The sequence below is a fragment of the Enterobacter sp. ENT02 genome, from assembly GCF_019219165.1.
Classification (GTDB): domain Bacteria; phylum Pseudomonadota; class Gammaproteobacteria; order Enterobacterales; family Enterobacteriaceae; genus Enterobacter; species Enterobacter mori.
This window is the reverse complement of the sequence record NZ_JAHUWD010000003.1, coordinates 158,155-173,433: the sequence shown is the minus strand read 5'-3', so window position 1 is coordinate 173,433 and position 15,279 is coordinate 158,155. Positions and strand designations below refer to the sequence as shown.

At 53.4% G+C, this 15,279-nt stretch carries 19 protein-coding genes and 1 pseudogene; 15 read left to right on the top strand and 5 right to left on the bottom strand.

Annotated elements, in window-relative coordinates; genetic code table 11:
• Positions 1–5: 5 nt before the first annotated feature.
• Both KW829_RS11830 and uxaC read right to left on the bottom strand, forming a co-directional pair.
• Positions 6–1,493, bottom strand: a complete 1,488-nt coding sequence (locus KW829_RS11830; protein WP_089600210.1) for a UxaA family hydrolase — start codon at positions 1,491–1,493, stop codon at positions 6–8.
• A gap of 17 nt (positions 1,494–1,510) precedes the next feature.
• Positions 1,511–2,923, bottom strand: coding sequence for a glucuronate isomerase (uxaC, locus tag KW829_RS11825; protein WP_218308271.1), 1,413 nt, complete (start codon positions 2,921–2,923; stop codon positions 1,511–1,513).
• Positions 2,924–3,398: 475 nt separating this feature from the next.
• On the opposite strand from uxaC, the gene KW829_RS11820 reads away from it, so the two are divergent.
• The 11 genes from KW829_RS11820 (at position 3,399) to KW829_RS11770 (ending at position 11,213) form a co-directional block, all read left to right on the top strand.
• A complete protein-coding gene (locus tag KW829_RS11820; RefSeq protein WP_089600214.1) occupies positions 3,399–4,697 on the top strand; it encodes an MFS transporter in 1,299 nt (432 codons plus the stop codon).
• Positions 4,698–4,901: 204 nt separating this feature from the next.
• Positions 4,902–5,678: a transcriptional regulator ExuR gene (gene exuR / locus KW829_RS11815; RefSeq protein WP_010435883.1), complete on the top strand. Its 777-nt coding sequence runs from the start codon at positions 4,902–4,904 to the stop codon at positions 5,676–5,678.
• 344 nt (positions 5,679–6,022) lie between these two features.
• Positions 6,023–6,685, top strand: coding sequence for a DedA family general envelope maintenance protein YqjA (yqjA, locus tag KW829_RS11810; protein WP_010435886.1), 663 nt, complete (start codon positions 6,023–6,025; stop codon positions 6,683–6,685).
• A 2-nt stretch (positions 6,686–6,687) separates the two neighbouring features.
• Positions 6,688–7,071: an EnvZ/OmpR regulon moderator MzrA gene (gene mzrA, locus KW829_RS11805; protein WP_010435888.1), complete on the top strand. Its 384-nt coding sequence runs from the start codon at positions 6,688–6,690 to the stop codon at positions 7,069–7,071.
• 143 nt (positions 7,072–7,214) lie between these two features.
• On the top strand, positions 7,215–7,583 hold the full coding sequence (locus KW829_RS11800) for a DUF1090 domain-containing protein (protein ID WP_010435889.1): 369 nt from the start codon (positions 7,215–7,217) through the stop codon (positions 7,581–7,583).
• Positions 7,584–7,612: 29 nt separating this feature from the next.
• Complete coding sequence (locus tag KW829_RS11795; RefSeq protein ID WP_010435890.1) at positions 7,613–7,918, top strand: YqjD family protein; 306 nt, start codon at positions 7,613–7,615, stop codon at positions 7,916–7,918.
• Positions 7,919–7,920: 2 nt separating this feature from the next.
• The gene (locus KW829_RS11790) at positions 7,921–8,319 is read left to right on the top strand and encodes a phage holin family protein (RefSeq protein WP_010435891.1); all 399 of its coding nucleotides are present in this window, start codon (positions 7,921–7,923) and stop codon (positions 8,317–8,319) included.
• The gene (locus tag KW829_RS11785) at positions 8,316–8,612 is read left to right on the top strand and encodes a YqjK-like family protein (RefSeq protein WP_010435892.1); all 297 of its coding nucleotides are present in this window, start codon (positions 8,316–8,318) and stop codon (positions 8,610–8,612) included. Before KW829_RS11790 ends, KW829_RS11785 begins: the two co-directional genes overlap by 4 nt.
• 677 nt (positions 8,613–9,289) lie before the next feature.
• Positions 9,290–9,682, top strand: a complete 393-nt coding sequence (locus KW829_RS11780) for a DoxX family protein (protein ID WP_010435893.1) — start codon at positions 9,290–9,292, stop codon at positions 9,680–9,682.
• Positions 9,683–9,754: 72 nt separating this feature from the next.
• Positions 9,755–10,741 carry a glutathione S-transferase family protein gene (locus tag KW829_RS11775; RefSeq protein WP_010435894.1) on the top strand — a complete coding sequence of 329 codons (987 nt, stop codon included), beginning with the start codon at positions 9,755–9,757 and terminating at the stop codon, positions 10,739–10,741.
• 106 nt (positions 10,742–10,847) lie between these two features.
• A complete protein-coding gene (locus tag KW829_RS11770) occupies positions 10,848–11,213 on the top strand; it encodes a DUF805 domain-containing protein (RefSeq protein ID WP_010435895.1) in 366 nt (121 codons plus the stop codon).
• A gap of 41 nt (positions 11,214–11,254) precedes the next feature.
• Here KW829_RS11770 and yhaJ read toward each other — a convergent pair whose 3' ends face one another.
• Positions 11,255–12,157, bottom strand: a complete 903-nt coding sequence (gene yhaJ / locus KW829_RS11765) for a DNA-binding transcriptional regulator YhaJ (RefSeq protein ID WP_003862655.1) — start codon at positions 12,155–12,157, stop codon at positions 11,255–11,257.
• A gap of 104 nt (positions 12,158–12,261) precedes the next feature.
• On the opposite strand from yhaJ, the gene KW829_RS11760 reads away from it, so the two are divergent.
• Positions 12,262–12,963 carry a pirin family protein gene (locus KW829_RS11760; RefSeq protein ID WP_218308270.1) on the top strand — a complete coding sequence of 234 codons (702 nt, stop codon included), beginning with the start codon at positions 12,262–12,264 and terminating at the stop codon, positions 12,961–12,963.
• Between the two features lie 62 nt (positions 12,964–13,025).
• On the opposite strand, the pseudogene KW829_RS11755 reads toward KW829_RS11760, so the two are convergent.
• Positions 13,026–13,154, bottom strand: a pseudogene (locus KW829_RS11755) (hypothetical protein); the annotation flags it as partial.
• Positions 13,155–13,462: 308 nt separating this feature from the next.
• On the opposite strand from KW829_RS11755, the gene KW829_RS11750 reads away from it, so the two are divergent.
• The 3 genes from KW829_RS11750 to KW829_RS11740 are packed head-to-tail and all read left to right on the top strand — an operon-like array spanning position 13,463 to position 14,740.
• The gene (locus tag KW829_RS11750) at positions 13,463–13,912 is read left to right on the top strand and encodes an STM2901 family protein (protein ID WP_010435901.1); all 450 of its coding nucleotides are present in this window, start codon (positions 13,463–13,465) and stop codon (positions 13,910–13,912) included.
• Positions 13,913–13,914: 2 nt separating this feature from the next.
• Positions 13,915–14,232 carry a DUF1493 family protein gene (locus tag KW829_RS11745; protein WP_010435902.1) on the top strand — a complete coding sequence of 106 codons (318 nt, stop codon included), beginning with the start codon at positions 13,915–13,917 and terminating at the stop codon, positions 14,230–14,232.
• Positions 14,233–14,254: 22 nt separating this feature from the next.
• Positions 14,255–14,740: a type VI secretion system tube protein TssD gene (locus KW829_RS11740; protein ID WP_010435904.1), complete on the top strand. Its 486-nt coding sequence runs from the start codon at positions 14,255–14,257 to the stop codon at positions 14,738–14,740.
• 74 nt (positions 14,741–14,814) lie between these two features.
• On the opposite strand, the gene KW829_RS11735 is transcribed toward KW829_RS11740, so the two are convergent.
• Positions 14,815–15,225 (bottom strand): Spy/CpxP family protein refolding chaperone, encoded by a 411-nt coding sequence (locus KW829_RS11735; RefSeq protein WP_089599059.1) that lies wholly within the window; start codon positions 15,223–15,225, stop codon positions 14,815–14,817.
• Positions 15,226–15,279: the final 54 nt, after the last annotated feature.

Sequence of the window (15,279 nt, the reverse complement as noted above, 5' to 3'; positions counted from 1 at the left end):
CCTGCTTACAGCGTCACACCACTCTTAAAAATCGCCAGCTCGCGGAAGTCATTCTTCTCGTTACAGGTCTGCTTACCGTTCGCAAATTCCACAATAGTGTCCACAAACTCCGTCAGCAGCTGCGGCATCGCTTTGCCGTGGATCAGTTGGCCCGCATCAAAGTCGATCCAGTGTTTTTTCTTTGTCGCCAGCTCGCTGTTGGTGGCGATTTTCACCGTCGGCACAAACCCGCCGTACGGCGTACCGCGACCGGTACTGAACAGCACCATATGACAGCCCGCTCCCGCCAGCGCGCTGGTGGCGACCGCATCGTTGCCCGGTGCGCTGAGCAGGTTCAGCCCGTGCGTTTTCAGGCGCTCGCCGTAGCGCAGCACGTCCACCACCTGGCTCGCGCCCGCTTTCTGTGTGCAGCCGAGAGATTTCTCTTCCAGCGTGGTAATCCCGCCCGCTTTGTTGCCCGGCGACGGGTTCTCATAAATCGGCTGATTATGGGCGATGAAGTACTGTTTGAAGTCGTTCACCATGGTGACGGTTTTCTCAAACGTCTCTTCGTCGCGGCAGTGGCTCATCAGAATACGCTCCGCGCCGAACATTTCCGGCACTTCGGTCAGCACCGTGGTGCCGCCGTTAGCGATGACATAGTCGGAGAAACGGCCGAGCATCGGGTTAGCGGTAATGCCGGAAAGACCATCAGACCCGCCGCATTCCAGACCAAACTTCAGCTCGCTCAGCTTGCCCGGCTCGCGCTTGTCATGGCGCATGACGTCATACAACTGATGAAGCTGCTCCACGCCCGCTTCCACTTCGTCGTCCTGATGCTGGCACACCATAAAATGCACGCGCTCAGGGTCGAATTCCCCCAGCGTATCGCGGAAAGCGTCAACCTGATTGTTCTCGCAGCCAAGGCCAATCACCAGCACCGCGCCTGCGTTCGGGTGGCGCACCATGTTTTGCAGCATGGTGCGGGTATTGATGTGGTCGTCGCCCAGTTGGGAGCAGCCGTAGGTATGGCTAAACAAATGCACGCCGTCAGTGCCTTCGGCATCGTTGGTCTCTTTTAGGAAACGCGTCTGAATTTGACGCGCAATCCCGTTCACGCAGCCGACGGTCGGGAGGATCCACAGTTCATTGCGGATCCCCACCTCGCCGCTGGCGCGACGGTAGATCTGCACGTCACGATCTGCCGCCTGTCCGGCTTCCGCCTGGAAATCAGGTTGATAGCTGTACTCGTCCAGATCGCTCAGATTGGTGCGAGTATTGTGGGAGTGAATATATTCACCCGGTGCAATATCCGCCAGCGCATGACCGATGGGCAAACCGTACTTCACCACGTTCTCCCCTTTCGCAATGGGGATCAGGGCAAACTTGTGTCCACGCCCAATGGCCTGGCGCAACGTGACCGACTGACCGTCGAACGTTACGTTCGTTCCTTCGGTCAAATCCGCCAGCGCGACGGCCACGTTATCCAGCGAATGGATTTTGATGTATTGCATATCAACCTCAGACGGCCTTAGTTCAGTTCAATGGCGAAGTAGTCACGCGCATTGTTAAAGCAGATGTTTTTCACCATTTCGCCCAGCAGCTGGATATCCGCTGGCGCTTCGCCCGCGTGCACCCAGCGGCCAATCATCTGGCACAGAATGCGGCGGAAGTATTCATGGCGGGTATAGGACAGGAAGCTGCGGCTGTCGGTCAGCATGCCGACAAAGCGGCTCAGCAGGCCAAGCTGCGCCAGCTGCGTCATTTGACGCTCCATGCCGTCTTTCTGATCGTTGAACCACCAGCCGGAGCCGAACTGCATCTTGCCCGGCAACCCTTCGCCCTGGAAGTTACCGACCATGGTACCCAGCACTTCGTTATCGCGCGGGTTCAGGCAGTAGAGGATGGTTTTTGGCAGCAGATTTTGCTCGTTCTGTTTGCTCAGCAGTTTGGACAGCTCTTCCGCCAGCGGACGGTCGTTGATGGAGTCGAAGCCCACATCCGCACCGATCAGTTTGAACTGGCGCTGGTTGTTATTGCGCAGCGCGCCGATATGGTACTGCTGTACCCAGCCGCGACGGGCGTATTCCGCACCGAGGAACACCAGCACCGCCGTTTTGAACTGGGCAATTTCATGTTCGCTCAGCGTTTCGCCGGAGAGACGACGCGCCAGGATGCTGTCCAGCTCGGTTTCGTTTGATTCGGCAAACAGCACCACGTCCAGCGCGTGGTCAGAGACTTTACAGCCGTGCGCCGCAAAGTGATCCAGGCGTTTGGTCAGCGCGGTTTGCAGGTCAGTAAAACGACGAATATCGGTATCGGACACTTCCGCCAGCTTCGCCATGTAGTCAGTGAAGGTGGCCTGCTCAATGTTGAAGGCTTTATCCGGGCGCCAGCTTGGCAGCACTTTAATGTCGAAAGAGGTGTCTTTCGCAACGACGGCGTGGTGCTCGAGCGAATCGACAGGATCGTCGGTGGTGCCGACCATCTTCACGTTCATCTGCTTCATGATGCCGCGTGCGGAGAACTGTTCCTGCGCCAGCAGCGCGTTGCATTGATCCCAGATTTCATCCGCAGTAGCGGGAGAAAGCAGTTTACCGGTGATGCCAAACGGACGACGCAGTTCAAGATGCGTCCAGTGGTATAGCGGGTTGCCGATGGTATGCGGAACGGTGGCCGCCCAGGCGTCAAACTTCTCGCGATCGGTGGCATCGCCGGTGCACAGGCGCTCAGCGACGCCGTTGGTGCGCATCGCGCGCCATTTATAGTGGTCACCCTTCAGCCAGATATCATACAGGTTTTTGAATCGGTAATTTTCGGCAACCTGCTGCGGCGGTAAATGGCAGTGGTAGTCGAAAATCGGCTGGTCCTTTGCGTAGTCGTGGTACAGGCGGCGAGCAAATTCAGTATCTAACAGAAAATCGTCGGTCATAAACGGCGTCATTATCGTCTTCCTCATTACGGGAGCGTCAGAAAGCGTATGTTCATATGCTGCAAAGTTATCACACCAATTTCCACCCACCGAAGTTTTTTTCGTGAGTCAGATCAATAAACGTCGACAAAAAAATTACCCCAAATGGAGTAAACCCTCTCACAAGCCGCGCCAATACTGGCTTTGCTCGCACCGCGGAATATCCCTACAAAGATTCACACATTTGTGATGTCACTCACCTTTTAAAGTTGTATGACAAGTTATCGTTTCGCCGTCGCAAACACTACGCCGACGGAATGCATTGCTGGTGTCAAGAACATCAGATTTAACGGTACGGAAACCGACTTATGCACGATGACTTATGGCAAGGTTCGGGCCGTTCCGGGACATCTCCCGGTTATGCCCCTCCCGTTACTGAACAACTCCCGGCAACGGTTGAGTTGTTACCGTGTTCTGGCACGGAAATAACATAACGATGAGGTTTTACATGCGTAAAATTAAAGGGTTACGTTGGTATATGATCGCACTGGTGACGCTCGGCACCGTGCTGGGCTACCTGACGCGTAACACAGTGGCAGCAGCGGCTCCAACGTTGATGGAAGAGTTGCACATCACCACGCAGCAATACTCCTACATCATTGCGGCTTATTCCGCGGCTTATACCATCATGCAGCCTGTTGCAGGCTATGTTCTGGATATTCTGGGTACCAAAATCGGCTATGCCTTCTTCGCCGTAGCATGGGCGATTTTCTGCGGTGCAACCGCACTGGCAGGCAGCTGGGGCGGCCTGGCGCTGGCGCGTGGTGCAGTCGGTGCGGCTGAAGCCGCCATGATCCCGGCGGGCCTGAAGGCAAGCTCCGAATGGTTCCCGGCAAAAGAGCGTTCCATCGCTGTAGGTTACTTCAACGTCGGCTCGTCGATTGGTGCCATGATTGCGCCGCCGCTGGTGGTCTGGGCTATCGTGATGCACAGCTGGCAGATGGCGTTCATCATCTCTGGCGTACTGAGCTTTGCATGGGCAATGGCGTGGCTGGTGTTCTATAAACACCCGCGCGACCAGAAAAAACTCTCTGAAGAAGAACGTGAATACATCATTGGTGGTCAGGAATCTCAGCATCAGACCAACAACGGCAAAAAAATGACCGTCTGGCAGATCCTGGGCACCCGTCAGTTCTGGGGTATCGCCCTGCCGCGCTTCCTGGCAGAACCGGCCTGGGGTACCTTCAACGCCTGGATCCCGCTGTTCATGTTTAAAGTGTACGGCTTTAACCTGAAAGAGATCGCGATGTTCGCCTGGATGCCAATGCTGTTCGCAGACCTGGGCTGTATCGTGGGCGGCTACCTGCCACCGCTGTTCCAGCGCTGGTTTGGGGTGAACCTGATTGTTTCCCGTAAAATGGTCGTCACCATGGGCGCCCTGCTGATGATCGGCCCTGGCATGATCGGCCTGTTCACCAGCCCATATGTGGCTATCGCCCTGCTGTGTATTGGTGGCTTTGCGCACCAGTCCCTGTCCGGCGCGCTGATTACGCTTTCGTCTGACGTCTTTGGTCGTAACGAAGTGGCAACGGCCAACGGCCTGACCGGTATGGCGGCATGGACCGCTAGCACCATGTTTGCGCTGGTGGTCGGTGCCCTGGCAGATACCATTGGCTTTAGCCCGCTGTTCGCGGTGCTGGCTATCTTCGACCTGATGGGTGCGGTGGTTATCTGGACGGTGCTGAAAAGTAAATCCGCAGACGAACTGGCGAAAGAGTCCCTCGGGAAACCCGCTACGCAGAGTTAGCATTATTGTGCCTGGAGCCGGGTGGCGGCTTCGCCTGACCCGGCCTACAAAACCCAATAAAATCGTAGGCCGGGTAAGCGCAGCGCCACCCGGCAAAATCTTCTCAAAAGCCGCCTCCGGGCGGCTTTTTTCATGGCGAAATCTGGAGACTGGCTCGCAAAAGTGGTATAACAAATCATCCGCCGTACCCTGCCTGGAGCGCATATGGAAATCACCGAACCACGTCGTTTATATCAACAACTTGCTGCCGAGCTGAAAGATCGCATCGAGCAAGGCGTCTATCTTGTCGGTGATAAACTTCCCGCTGAGCGCTTTATTGCGGATGAAAAGAGCGTGAGCCGCACGGTGGTGCGCGAAGCCATTATCATGCTGGAAGTGGAAGGCTACGTTGAGGTACGCAAAGGCTCCGGCATTCATGTGATTTCCAACCAGGCAAAACACTCCCCGGCACCGGACGAAAATCTGGAATTTGCCAGCTACGGTCCGTTTGAGCTGCTCCAGGCTCGCCAGCTGATCGAGAGTAATATTGCCGAATTCGCCGCTACGCAGGTCACCAAGCAGGACATCATGAAGCTGATGGAGATCCAGGAAAACGCGCGTAAAGAAAAATGTTTCCGCGATTCAGAATGGGATCTTCAGTTCCACGTCCAGGTGGCGCTGGCCACGCAGAATACGGCGCTGGCCGCAATCGTGGAAAAAATGTGGACTCAGCGCGTTCATAACCCGTACTGGAAGAAACTGCACGATCATATCGATTCGCGCACCGTGGATAACTGGTGCGACGATCACGATCAAATCCTTAAGGCACTGATTCGCAAAGATCCGCATGCGGCAAAACTGGCGATGTGGCAGCATCTGGAAAACACCAAACTGATGTTGTTCAACGAGACTAGCGACGACTTCGAATTTAACGCTGACCGCTATCTTTTTGCCGATAATCCCGTGGTTCATCTCGATACCGCATCCAGTCAGGCAAAATAGTCTACCTTTCTGCTGGCAGGCGCTTCGCTGCGCCTGATGGAGAACAGGGGTAAGCAAAACATATATAGTGTCAGCCTTTGTAAAATCCCTCGCTCCCTTCCAGGCCTTACGCCAAAATCACTTCACCCCTGCAAATTCTGTGACGCAGAACGTCGGGCTTTGTTACAATTGGATTCACTTCGTTATTTTGTAAGTTAGTGCTTGCTAACCAGCCAATTAACAGGGAACAGTGTTGGCCACACACCAATGTGTCCGCGAGCGACCATAATGAAATCACAACAATGTCGCCGTGCTGTTTTTCCCGGATTACAGGCGTGACGTTAACCGATTTCCAGGAACACTGAATGGAACTTTTGACCCAACTACTGAATGCCCTGTGGGCTCAGGATTTCGAAACGCTGGCCAACCCTTCCATGATTGGCATGCTTTATTTTGTCCTGTTTATGATTCTGTTCCTTGAGAACGGACTGCTTCCTGCCGCCTTTTTACCGGGCGACAGTCTGCTGGTGCTGGTAGGCGTACTCTGTGCGAAAGGGGCGATGGCCTTCCCGCAAACCGTATTGCTGTTAACCATTGCGGCCAGCCTGGGCTGCTGGGTGAGCTACATTCAGGGGCGATGGCTGGGCAACACACGGATCGTACAAAACTGGCTTTCGCATCTTCCGGCGCATTACCACCAGCGCGCGCACCATCTTTTCCATAAGCACGGGCTTTCGGCGCTGCTGATGGGCCGTTTTATCGCTTTTGTCCGTACTCTGCTTCCCACCATCGCCGGGCTGTCCGGTCTGAGCAGTACCCGCTTCCAGTTCTTTAACTGGATGAGCGGCCTGTTATGGGTACTGATCCTCACCACGTTGGGCTACGCGCTGGGTAAAACCCCGGTCTTCATGAAGTATGAAGATCAGTTGATGTCCTGCCTGATGTTGTTACCGGTGGTCCTGCTGGTCTTTGGCCTGGTGGGCTCGCTGGTTGTCCTGTGGAAAAAGAAATACGGTGCCAGGGGTTAACCATGGTTATCTCCCCGCTCGCCCTGCGTCGCGTCTCTTACGCCATGATCGCGCTGATGATGTTCAGCGTCCTGATCCTGGCATGGGCTGCGCTGCAGCATCAGGAATCGACGCTGGCAATACGTCCGGTGAATCAGGGTGCCAGCGTGCCGGATGGTTTTTCCATCTGGCATCATCTGGACGCCAACGGGATCCGCTTTAAAAGCATTACGCCGCAAGACGACGTGCTGCTGATAAAATTTGACTCCAGCGCGCAGAGTGCAGCGGCAAAAGCCGTGCTCGACAGAACGCTGCCGCAGGGTTATATCATTGCGCAGCAGGAAGACGACAGCCATGTTGCCTCCTGGATGTCGCTGCTACGCGATACGTCGCATCGGTTTGGTTAATTACCAGGATTCCGAATCTTTTCACTCACTTTGGTGATTACGCCGTTTACTTACTATGCTTAAGTACGCGGAGCACCCCTCAGATGTTCTCCGCATAGTTCTGGATCACGGCTCACGCCGTAACACAATGGAAGGTTTCGATAATGAAATTCCGCATTACCCTGGCTCTGGCCCTTTTGTCTTTAAGCACAGCTTCATACGCCACCTCTCTCTGTCAGGAGAAAGAACAGGATATTCAGCGCGAGATCGGTTATGCCGAAAAGCATAATAATCAGCACCGCGTTGATGGCCTGAAGAAAGCGTTAAGCGAAGTGAAAGCCAACTGTTCCGACAGTAAGCTGCGTGCCGATCACCAGAAAAAAATCGCTGAACAGAAGGACGAGATAGCCGAGCGCCGTCAAGACCTGCAGGAAGCGAAAGAGAAAGGGGATGCGGAAAAAATTGCCAAGCGCGAGAAGAAGTTGAAAGAAGCGCAGGACGACCTGAAAGCGCTGGAAGCTCGCGATTATTGAGTTAACGGAAATCTCAACAGGAGAGAATCATGTCAAAAGATACTACGTCAGAAAACCTGCGCGCTGAACTGAAATCACTGGCGGACACCCTGGAAGAGGTACTTAGCTCTTCTGCCGATAAGTCGAAAGAAGAGGTCAGCAAACTTCGTAGCAAAGCAGAGCAGGCGCTGAAAGAGAGCCGTTATCGCCTCGGTGAAACCGGCGATGCGTTAGCTAAACAGACCCGTGAAGCCGCCGCGCGCGCTGACGAATATGTTCGCGACAATCCGTGGACGGGTGTGGGTATTGGCGCTGCCGTTGGTGTAGTGCTGGGTGTCCTGCTGACGCGTCGTTGATTATGGAAGATCCTCGTCACGCACAAGGGCCTGCTAATAACGTCCTCGGTATCGGCCAGCGTATATTAACCACGCTGGTCGGCATTGCCGAAACGCGCGTCCGGCTGGCAGTGGTTGAACTGGAAGAGGAGAAAGCCAATCTCTTCCAGATGCTGCTCATGCTCGGGCTCACCATGCTCTTCGCCGCGTTCGGTCTGATGAGCCTGATGGTATTAATCATCTGGGCTATCGACCCGCAGTATCGTCTTAACGCGATGATCGCCACCACGGTGGTGTTACTGGTTGCGGCATTGATTGGCGGCATCTGGACAATGCGTAAAGCACGCAGGTCCACCTTCCTGCGCCACACGCGCCAGGAGCTGGCTAACGATCGTTCGCTGCTGGAGGATGACAAGCCGTGAGCGATAAAGCCGAACGTCAAAAGCGAAAAGCGTATCTGCTAAGCCAGATCCAACAGCAACGGTTGGATCTGTCCGCCGGTCGTCGCGACTGGATCGAGGCAACACGTCCGTTCGACCGGGGCTGGAACACCTTCCTGAGCCTGCGTTCCTGGGCGCTGGTGGGCAGCAGCGTGATGGCTATCTGGACGGTTCGTCATCCTAATATGCTGATCCGCTGGGCACGTCGCGGCTTTGGTGCCTGGAGCGCCTGGCGTCTGGTGAAAGCAACGTTGCGGCAGCAGCAGCTGCGGTGATAAAAGCAAAACGGTAACTCAGGTTACCGTTTTTTGTTTTTGCGCCCTCTCCCTGTGGGCTGAGGAATCCCCAGTAATTTTTTTACCGGAAGCGATGAATGTTGTTTCAGGATAATTAATGACTTACAGCGCCGCCCTGGTCCGGCTGTAAATCGCTGAGGCGTTTGCCTTCCGGCCGGGGCGAGGCGCATGGATGCGCCGAGAGGGCGGGCCTTACAGGGATGTTACCTCCGCCCGTCCCCGACAAGCCGGAAGGAATTAGCCGAAGGTACCGCGCAGCGGCGATTTACCGCCGGGAGCCCGGGTTGCCAGGGTGGTGGCGATTGAGCCACCCTGGCACGTTCACAGGTTATGACGTTACAAAGTAGCAAGGAACGTAAAGTGAACGGAATGACCACCAGAGCTGTATGTTCCCCCTCACCCCAGCCCTCTCCCTCAAGGGAGAGGGAGTCGTCTTTGCCGGCATTATTTGTGGGGATCCCTCAACCCTGTGGGTGAGGGCACCAGAGCGCTTGCCCTCTTACTCAATATCTTTGATAAAGATTGACAGTTTTCCTTGCTAACAATTGTCCCCCGCCCCGTTTATTATCCTCTCCATCGACAGCAGAGCCGCGGTATCTACCCGGAATTGCAGACAAATAAAGTTCAGCCGCTTATGTGGTTTCCTGGAGAGTAAAATGAAAAAATTAGAAGATGTTGGTGTACTGGTAGCACGTATTCTGATGCCAATTCTGTTCATCGTGGCAGGTTGGGGAAAAATCACCGGTTACGCGGGTACCCAGCAATATATGGAAGCCATGGGCGTGCCGGGGTTCCTGCTGCCTCTGACCATCCTGCTTGAGTTCGGCGGCGGCCTGGCAGTGCTGTTCGGCTTCCTGACCCGTACCACCGCGCTGTTCACCGCAGGCTTCACCCTGCTGACGGCTTTCCTGTTCCACAGCAACTTTGCGGAAGGCGTGAACTCTCTGATGTTCATGAAAAACCTGACCATCGCGGGTGGCTTCCTGCTGCTGGCCATCACTGGCCCAGGCGCATACAGCATCGACCGCCTTCTGAATAAGAAGTGGTAAGCACGCTATACTGATTGAACCCAAAGCGAGGAGATATCTCCTCGCTTTTGCTATCTGACGGAGGAGAAAAAAATGGGACAACTCGTAGACGGCGTCTGGCAGGATGTCTGGTATGACACCAAATCCACCGGGGGTCGCTTCAAGCGCTCTGTTTCGGCCTTCCGTAACTGGCTGACCGCCGACGGCGCACCTGGCCCGAGCGGCGAAGGCGGCTTCGCGGCAGAAAAAGACCGTTATCATCTCTATGTTTCCCTTGCCTGCCCATGGGCACACCGCACGCTGATTGTGCGCAAACTCAAAGGTCTCGAATCTTTAATTCCGGTTTCCGTAGTGAACCCGCTGATGCTGGAAAACGGCTGGACGTTCGACAGTGATTTCCCTGCCGCCACCGGTGACGACCTTTATCACCACGATTTTCTCTACCAGCTTTACCTGCGCGCCGATCCACACTACACCGGACGCGTCACCGTACCGGTATTGTGGGACAAGAAAAACCAAACGATCGTCAGCAACGAATCGGCGGAGATCATCCGCATGTTCAACACCGCGTTTGATGCCCACGGTGCCCGCGCCGGTGATTATTACCCGGTCGAGCTGCGCGATAAAATTGACGAGCTGAACGGCTGGATCTACGACAACGTAAACAACGGCGTCTACAAGGCCGGTTTTGCCACCAGCCAGGAAGCGTATGACGAAGCGGTTGGAAAGGTGTTTGAATCACTTGAGCGCCTGGAGCAGATCCTCGGCCAGCATCGCTACCTGACGGGCGACCAACTGACGGAAGCTGATATCCGCCTGTGGACGACGCTGGTGCGTTTTGATCCGGTGTACGTCACCCACTTTAAGTGTGATAAACACCGCATCAGCGATTATCTGAACCTGTATGGTTTCCTGCGCGATATCTACCAGATGCCGGGTATCGCCGAAACGGTCGACTTCGACCATATTCGCACCCACTATTTCCGCAGCCACAAGACGATTAACCCAACGGGCATCATCTCCATTGGGCCATGGCAGGATCTGGATGAACCTCACGGGCGCGACGTTCGTTTCGGATAAATATTCAGGGCATCAATAGATGCCCTTTTTTAATTCACAATCTCCATCTATCCTTACCTCGATCGCTTAGAAAACAAGTGATTGACTGACTAATGAGGCAAGGAAAATGGACTGGTATTTAAACGTACTGCGCAACTACATTGGATTTGGTGGCCGCGCCCGCCGCAAAGAGTACTGGATGTTCGTTCTGGTGAACTTCATCCTCGCCCTGGTGTTGAGTATTGTGGACAAAATTCTGGGCTGGGAGCGTGCCGGGGGAGAAGGCATTCTCACCACGATTTATGGCGTATTTATTATGCTGCCTTCCTGGGCGGTTCAGTTCCGACGCCTGCACGATACCGATCGTTCAGCCTGGTGGCTCTTGCTGCTGTTGATCCCGATCGTGGGCTGGATTGTGATCCTGGTCTTTAACTGTCAGAACGGCACGCCGGGTGAAAACCGCTTTGGTCCGGATCCGAAAGCTGGCATGTAAATCAGAGCCCGGTGGCGCTTTCGCTTACCGGGCCTACGATTTTATTTATTGTGGTGGGCAAACAGCTTTGGTATTTCGCGCAGGCACCAGGATTTGGCTTCGCCCATGCTGTCGCGTCGCCACGCCATAATGATATCCACCTCGCTGGTGTATTCCGGGCTGACAACGCGCAGCCGCCCTTCCGCAATGTCCTTTTCAACAAAAGGATAAGGCATCGTCGCCACACCCAGCCCGGCCAGCAATGCCTGACGTTTATCTTCCAGCGACGTGACGGTTAAACGCGGCTGTTTATCCAGCAGCTGTACCGTTAACACCGGACGTTCACGGGCGGTATCCGCTACCGCAACGCCACGATACTTCACGCGCGTAACCTCCGAAAGCGGCTCCGGCTCCTGATGGATCGGGTGATCAGGCGCGGCGACATAAACGTTCATCACGCTATAGAGCTTGCGGGAGTTAATTTCTGACGAAGAACGGAAGTGCATGTCCGGCGCAATAACAATATCCGCCCTGCCCGTTTCCAGACGCTCCCACGCCCCTGCCAGCACCTCGGTTATAATCGACAGCTGCGTATTGGCTTTCGCAGCCAGGCGGTCCACCAGTGGGAACAGCGCTTCAGTCGGCACCAGCGCTTCGGTAACTAACGTCAGATGGGTTTCCCAGCCGCGCGCCAGCGCTTCGGCGTCCGTCGTGAGTTTATCCGCCGCTTCCAGCAGCACACGACCGCGCTCCAGCAGCATGCGGCCAACGTTCGTGAATTTTGTTCGATGGCCGGAGCGGTCAAACAGCACCACGTCCAGCTCTTCCTCCAGCTTCTGCATGGTGTAGCTCAGCGCAGACGGAACGCGCCCCAGTTCATCTGCCGCCGCAGCAAAACTGCCGCGTCGGTCAATCGCGTCCATGACGCGCAGCGCCTCAAGCGTCAATGCTCTCTCTTTAGCCATCTCGTTCTCATTCAGGAAATTTGAACATACCGGGCAGAATATCTGGCTAACAATGCAGCGTCCATACCTTTACCATTGTTTTAGTGTAAAGAGAGGTCAAGTTTATGATTACGACAAGAACAGCTAAACAGTGCGGACAAGCCGATTTCGGTTGGCTGCAGGCCCGCTACACCTTTTCCTTTGGACACTACTTTGACCCTAAACTCCTCGGTTACGCTTCATTGCGCGTGTTGAACCAGGAAGTGCTCGCCCCGGGCGCCTCCTTCCAGCCACGTACGTATCCGAAAGTCGATATCCTGAACCTGATCCTGGAAGGCGAGGCAGAATACCGCGATAGCGAGGGCAATCATGTCCAGGCAAAGGCTGGCGAAGCGTTGTTAATTTCCACGCAGCCGGGCATCAGCTACAGCGAGCATAACCTCAGCAAAGACAAAACGCTGACCCGCATGCAGCTGTGGCTGGACGCCTGCCCTGAGCGGGAAAATCCGCTGGTGCAGAAGATAGATTTAACGGACGATAAACAGCAGCTGATTGCGTCGCCGGACGGCAGCAAAGGCAGTTTGCAACTGCGTCAGCAGGTGTGGCTGCACCACATCGAACTGAAGAAAGGTGAACAGGCGAGCTTCCAGCTTCACGGTCCGCGCGCCTATCTGCAGTCGATTCACGGTACGGTGCATGCGGTGACGCACACGGAAGAGAAAGAAGCGCTCACCTGCGGTGACGGGGCGTTTATTCGTGATGAAGCGAATATCACCCTTGCGGCGGATACGCCGCTACGCGCGCTGCTGATTGATTTGCCGGTTTAGAGAACGCCCTCACCCTAACCCTCTCCCACAGGGAGAGGGAACCGATCGAGCCCCTGAACTCGCTACGCCTTACTCGCCATAATCTCAATAATCTGCCGGTCCGTTGCCTGCATCGAACGGCACGCCAGTGCGCACAGGTTGCCAATCGACTGCTCCACATCGTGCGCCACAATGCCCTCATTGCCTGTTAGCCCCCGTCGCAGATCGTCCCGCTAGCGTTGCCGACTATGTTGCCGATTTCCAGCGATTGTGATTCAGATTGCAGCAGGTACTTAATGTTGGTGTGAGAAAATCTTAACCGGAGCAAGGGAGAAAAAATCCCCATGAACTGGTAAAAAAAATAACCAAGACTTTCTAAGAATGATGTACTTTTAAAAATAGTAGCCCCTCTTGAAAAAACGAATATTTCGGAATTTATAAAGATGGATGCCCTACTATCAGCCCTTTGTTTTTTATAGGATGACATCTCAACAAACCACCTGATGATTATGGTTATACTATGGACACCGTTGAAGAACTCAATGGAACATACTTTTATAAAGGTGTATGTAACATCTCCGCATCTGAGTTATTTTTTTGGATTTTTTTGGATGCCACCGATGAACAGTTCGGCGGATTAAAGGATGCAGTAATGATGGCCACTATGATTCTTGGTTTACCTATACTTGAAACCAGAACAAAGCCAGAAACGGCTACAATAGGCACATCTGTGGCATCTAAGTACCTGCGAGATCTACTGAATGTACAGCTACCACACCGACTACCTACAATTACACTTGCAAGCTTTAAATACAGAAAACCAATGTATACCAAAAACTTAGGTGCATTCATTGGCCGATGGATACCTGCACTAGGAATAACCATACTTGCTGCAGATGTTGCAATGATAAGTTACAAAACGCTTTCAAGATATAATACGATTGCTCACCCAAAAGACCGGATTTGGTGAAGATGAACAGTGAAGCTGATGTTTTAAAATTCTTCAGGGATAATTTACCAGAACAAGGCACATTTACGGGTAAACGGATTCCCCTCGGGATAGATGATGTTTTACAGGATTACACGGATCTGGATGATATCGTATATGCCATTGAGAGATTCGAAAAAGAGTATCTTATCGAAGTTAACACTGGAAATTATTTCCCCTGGATTCAAACATGGTTTTTCAGGAAATGGTTTACAAAAGAACCGGTAAAGCAAATATCAAAGCCATTGACGGTAAGAATGTTTGCCGAAGCGGTAAAAGCAGGAAAATGGATACACGATTGATTTATAGAAGGAGTTTTTTATCATGGCCGTACCTGTTCACATTTGGTTCTATGACGACGGTGGCTCACTCATTAAAGGTTCATGTGATGTTCAGGATCGTGAAGGGAGTGTTGAAATTAGAGGTTTAACCCATAATTTGAGTATTCCAACCGATCCACTCTCCGGAAGATTAACCGGAACGAGGAAACACGCGCCTTTCCTGTTCGAGAAGGAAATTGATAGCTCATCTCCTTATCTTTATAAGGCGGTAGCGACAGGGCAAAACCTTAAGAAAGTTGAGATTAGATATTACCGAATTAATGACGCAGGTTGGGAGGTTGAATACTTTAGAACTGAGCTGGAAGGTGTGAAAGTTGTCTCAATCTCCCCTATTGTTAACGATACACGTAACTGCCCTGGTACTGGCCACCTTGAATCTGTTCAATTGCGCTACGAAAAAGCGACCTGGACCTATTGCGACGGGAATATTCAGTTTGCTGATGCATGGAATGAACGTGCGTCGGCATGATGTTTAGAATTCATTCTCACAGAATCCAATTGAAGCGATTCTGTGAGTTTTCATTTTAAATGATTGATTCCAGCTCACTCAGCCAGCGCGTTAGCCATATCGGTTCTGATCTGCTTACGCTGTTCCGGCGTCAATACCTGGCTGACGTCGAAGTAATATTTCACGCGGTAATAACGGGTCTGCTCTTCAATTTTGCTGAAGGCGGTAAGCTGGCTTTTTACCGTGCTTTCGTCCCATTTACCCGCCTGGAACATGTCGATCAGCGCACCGTCCTTCACGCCCGTCATTGGGATCTTGCTGACATTTTGTTCCAGCTGCTGATGCAGATCGTCAATCTTTTTAACCTGCTCATTGCTGAGCTTCAGGTGCTGTACCAGCGGATCCTGCGATGGAGACGGGGCTGCCTCAACGTTCGCGGCCTGCGCGGTAAAACTGCACACCGCCAACGACGCTGCAACCAAAGCAATACGGGTTATTTTCATCATCTTACTGTCCTTACATTTTGTTATGGGGAAAAGCAGGAACATTGTTTTTCAAGA

Bases quoted from the DNA above. Each gene is read 5' to 3' on its own strand.
- KW829_RS11830 (WP_089600210.1), bottom strand. From the start codon at position 1,493: ATGCAATACATCAAAATCCATTCGCTGGATAACGTGGCCGTCGCGCTG.
- uxaC (WP_218308271.1), bottom strand. From the start codon at position 2,923: ATGACGCCGTTTATGACCGACGATTTTCTGTTAGATACTGAATTTGCT.
- KW829_RS11820 (WP_089600214.1), top strand. From the start codon at position 3,399: ATGCGTAAAATTAAAGGGTTACGTTGGTATATGATCGCACTGGTGACG.
- exuR (WP_010435883.1), top strand. From the start codon at position 4,902: ATGGAAATCACCGAACCACGTCGTTTATATCAACAACTTGCTGCCGAG.
- yqjA (WP_010435886.1), top strand. From the start codon at position 6,023: ATGGAACTTTTGACCCAACTACTGAATGCCCTGTGGGCTCAGGATTTC.
- mzrA (WP_010435888.1), top strand. From the start codon at position 6,688: ATGGTTATCTCCCCGCTCGCCCTGCGTCGCGTCTCTTACGCCATGATC.
- KW829_RS11800 (WP_010435889.1), top strand. From the start codon at position 7,215: ATGAAATTCCGCATTACCCTGGCTCTGGCCCTTTTGTCTTTAAGCACA.
- KW829_RS11795 (WP_010435890.1), top strand. From the start codon at position 7,613: ATGTCAAAAGATACTACGTCAGAAAACCTGCGCGCTGAACTGAAATCA.
- KW829_RS11790 (WP_010435891.1), top strand. From the start codon at position 7,921: ATGGAAGATCCTCGTCACGCACAAGGGCCTGCTAATAACGTCCTCGGT.
- KW829_RS11780 (WP_010435893.1), top strand. From the start codon at position 9,290: ATGAAAAAATTAGAAGATGTTGGTGTACTGGTAGCACGTATTCTGATG.
- KW829_RS11775 (WP_010435894.1), top strand. From the start codon at position 9,755: ATGGGACAACTCGTAGACGGCGTCTGGCAGGATGTCTGGTATGACACC.
- KW829_RS11770 (WP_010435895.1), top strand. From the start codon at position 10,848: ATGGACTGGTATTTAAACGTACTGCGCAACTACATTGGATTTGGTGGC.
- yhaJ (WP_003862655.1), bottom strand. From the start codon at position 12,157: ATGGCTAAAGAGAGAGCATTGACGCTTGAGGCGCTGCGCGTCATGGAC.
- KW829_RS11760 (WP_218308270.1), top strand. From the start codon at position 12,262: ATGATTACGACAAGAACAGCTAAACAGTGCGGACAAGCCGATTTCGGT.
- KW829_RS11750 (WP_010435901.1), top strand. From the start codon at position 13,463: ATGGACACCGTTGAAGAACTCAATGGAACATACTTTTATAAAGGTGTA.
- KW829_RS11745 (WP_010435902.1), top strand. From the start codon at position 13,915: ATGAACAGTGAAGCTGATGTTTTAAAATTCTTCAGGGATAATTTACCA.
- KW829_RS11740 (WP_010435904.1), top strand. From the start codon at position 14,255: ATGGCCGTACCTGTTCACATTTGGTTCTATGACGACGGTGGCTCACTC.
- KW829_RS11735 (WP_089599059.1), bottom strand. From the start codon at position 15,225: ATGATGAAAATAACCCGTATTGCTTTGGTTGCAGCGTCGTTGGCGGTG.